The organism is Brachybacterium sp. Marseille-Q7125 (assembly GCF_023062615.1).
GTDB lineage: Bacteria > Actinomycetota > Actinomycetes > Actinomycetales > Dermabacteraceae > Brachybacterium.
Genome location: NZ_JALLAL010000104.1, coordinates 1 through 2,754 on the forward strand (window position 1 = coordinate 1; position 2,754 = coordinate 2,754).

Genomic DNA, 2,754 nt, shown 5'->3' on the forward strand with positions numbered 1-2,754 from the left:
GTACGAGACGGCTGCGGTACAGACGCGCGGAGTAGGGCGCCAGCGCGCCGCCACACCAGCAGAGCAGCGCGGGAGGAGGGGGCAGCTGCGCAGGGGCACCGCCTACGCAGGGGACGCGCGGGGGCCGACCCGTACAGAGCCTCCGCCCCGGCAGCGGGCCGGGGCGAAGGGGGGCGTCACCACAGGCCGGGGGCGTCTGCGCGGGGCGCCCCGCCGCGGGCAGCCGCGCGCAGAAGCCGCAGGCATGTGGTGACGCCACCATTTCTCCCGGCCTGGTGCGGGTGCGAAGGCTCTATACGGATCGGCACCCGCGGTACTCCGGGGTAGGTAGTGATCTTGCGTAGAGACAAACTCCTGCCGAGCTGATGTAGTGATGCGGCGATGCGATGATGCTAGATTGCGCATATGCGGACAACACTCGACCTGGACCCGGCGGTGCTCAGTGCCGCCCGTGCACGTGCACAGGCTCAGGGGATTTCCATCGGCCGCGCATTGTCCGATATCGCCTTGCGAGGCCTGGAGCTCGATACCGCCTCCGCGGACACAGGCAGCGGTTTCCCGGTGCTCCGCGGAGCACCGGGGCATGTGGTGACCGATGAGCTCGTGGCCGAGCATCGCGATGACGAGCCCGAGGAATGCTGTGCTTCTTGACGTCAACGTCCTCATCGCGCTGTCGCTGGACACCCACGTTCATCATCGAGCAGCGCATCGCCATTTCTCGCAGCTCTCCCAGTGGAGCACCTGCTCCATCACGGAGGGAGGGCTTCTACGGGCGCTCCTCACGGAGAAACTGACGGGCCGGAAGGTCGAGGGCCCGGAAGCCCTCGGCCAGCTGCGCGCCATCCGCGCGGTTCCTGGATGGCGTTTTCTCGACGACAGCACGTCACTTGCGGCCCCCTCCATCGACACCAGAGTGCTCGCTGGACGACGGCAGGTCACGGACCTCCAGCTGCTCAATCTTGCAGCTCATCACGGAACGCGCCTGGCCACCTTCGATGCAGCGATGCTCCGCGTGATCGCCCCCGCAGACCGGGACCTCATCGAGGTCTGGGAGGACTGACCGCGCCGGTACGTCCGGTTGCGCGGAGGGTTACCACATGTCCCGCCCTGGTGCAGGTGTGAACCCCGTATAGCGAACGGCACCCGCGGTACTCCGGGGTAGGTGGTGGGTGCATGGGACGGCTCACCCGCCGCGGCACCCTGGACACGCGACCCCGGAAGCACCCTGCGCATAGTCTCCCTGCCATGATCCACCGCATTTTCAGCGTGCCCGTGGCTGAGGTGTACCCGCACTACGTCACCAAGGTTGAGAAGAAGGGCCGCAGCCGCGAGGACCTGGACACGGTGATCAGCTGGCTCACTGGCTTCGACGCCGAGCAGATCGCGCAGCACCTCGACGAGGGCACCACCTTCGAGGACTTCTTCGCCGGGGCGCAGCTGAATGCGAACGCGCCGCTGATCACCGGCGTGGTCTGCGGAGTGCGCGTGGAGGACATCGAGGATCCGCTCATGCAGAAGATCCGCTACCTCGACAAGCTCGTCGACGAGTTGGCGCGCGGCAAGAAGATGGAGAGCATCCTGCGAGGCTGATCGGGCCTGATCGCACCGGTGCGCCATACTGGGCGCTCCCGCGGCGTGCTCCCCTGCCGCACGGCGCGGCCCTTTCTCCCCTGAGCGCGCGAAGGAGCTGCCGTGGCAGAGCTCAAGAAAACCCTCGGGTTCCCCTCCCTGATCGCCCTCGGCGTCGCTGGGGTGGTGGGCTCCAGCTGGATCTACACCTCCTCGACGTTCTTCGCCGATCTCGGGGCGGGCGGCATGATCGTCGGCCTGCTGATCGGCGCGGTGTTCGCGTCCTTCGTGGCCCTCGCCTACGGGGAGCTCACCAGCGCTGTGCCGCGCGCCGGCGGTGAGGTGGTGTGGGGGTACACGGCGCTGGGCCGCTCCGCAGGCTTCGCCACCGGATGGTTCCACATCGGCGCATATATCGCCTCGCTGTCCTTCTATATCACCGCGCTCGGCACACTGCTGGGCAAGTACGTGCCGATGATGAGCCAGATGCCGCTGTACAGCGTCAACGGTGAGGCGGTGACGCTGCCGGTGCTCGCCGTCGGCATCGCGCTCGCGCTCGTGGTGTTCGCGCTGAACTGGTTCGGAGTGAGCATCGGGGCGCAGATCCAGGTGCTGCTGTTCGTCGTGATGCTCGCGATCGGAGCGGCGCTCGCGATCACGGCGCTCGTCGTCGGGGAGCCGGGGAACCTGTGGCCGATGTGGACCCCCGAGCAGAACCCCGCCACCTCGACACTGCGGATGGTCGTCCCCGGCATCACGTACGTGGTCGGTTTCTCGCTGGTGGCGGTGCTGGCCGAGGAGTCGAGCCTGAAGCCCGGGCAGGTGGGCCGGGCCGTGGTCGCCACCGTGGCGGTCGCCGCGGTGTTCTACACCATCGTGCTGCTGGCCACCGCATACGTGATCCCCTGGGAGGACGTGGCCAGCGCGGATCTCGGCACCATCGACGCCTTCACCCAGGCCGGCTTCCCGCTGCTCGGCTTCGGGGCGTTCCTCATCGGCGTGCTCGGGCTCATCACCAGCTTCATCGGCCTGTTCGTGGCCTCCAGCCGCGTCACCCTCTGGATCGCCCCGGGGATGATGGAGGCAGTGAAGCCACGGAAAGGACTTCCCTGTCATGCCTGCACCACGCAAGTACCCCGACGAGCTGCGTGAGCGAGCGGTTCGTATGGTTCTCGATGCGCTCGA

4 protein-coding genes are annotated in these 2,754 nt (G+C 67.6%); all 4 read left to right on the forward strand.

The annotated features are described in order from the left end of the window. The first annotated feature begins 405 nt into the window (after window positions 1-405). The 4 genes from MU407_RS13800 to MU407_RS13815 all read left to right on the forward strand — a co-directional run bounded on the left by MU407_RS13800 (window position 406) and on the right by MU407_RS13815 (window position 2,721). Window positions 406-651 (forward strand): hypothetical protein, encoded by a 246-nt coding sequence (locus tag MU407_RS13800; protein ID WP_246958350.1) that lies wholly within the window; start codon window positions 406-408, stop codon window positions 649-651. Continuing rightward, window positions 620-1,060 carry a TA system VapC family ribonuclease toxin gene (locus MU407_RS13805; protein ID WP_246958351.1) on the forward strand — a complete coding sequence of 147 codons (441 nt, stop codon included), beginning with the start codon at window positions 620-622 and terminating at the stop codon, window positions 1,058-1,060. Before MU407_RS13800 ends, MU407_RS13805 begins: the two co-directional genes overlap by 32 nt. Before the next feature lie 188 nt (window positions 1,061-1,248). Further along, window positions 1,249-1,590 carry a DUF2200 domain-containing protein gene (locus MU407_RS13810; protein ID WP_199173937.1) on the forward strand — a complete coding sequence of 114 codons (342 nt, stop codon included), beginning with the start codon at window positions 1,249-1,251 and terminating at the stop codon, window positions 1,588-1,590. A gap of 102 nt (window positions 1,591-1,692) precedes the next feature. Continuing rightward, window positions 1,693-2,721: an APC family permease gene (locus tag MU407_RS13815; RefSeq protein WP_246958353.1), complete on the forward strand. Its 1,029-nt coding sequence runs from the start codon at window positions 1,693-1,695 to the stop codon at window positions 2,719-2,721. Window positions 2,722-2,754 lie beyond the last annotated feature (33 nt).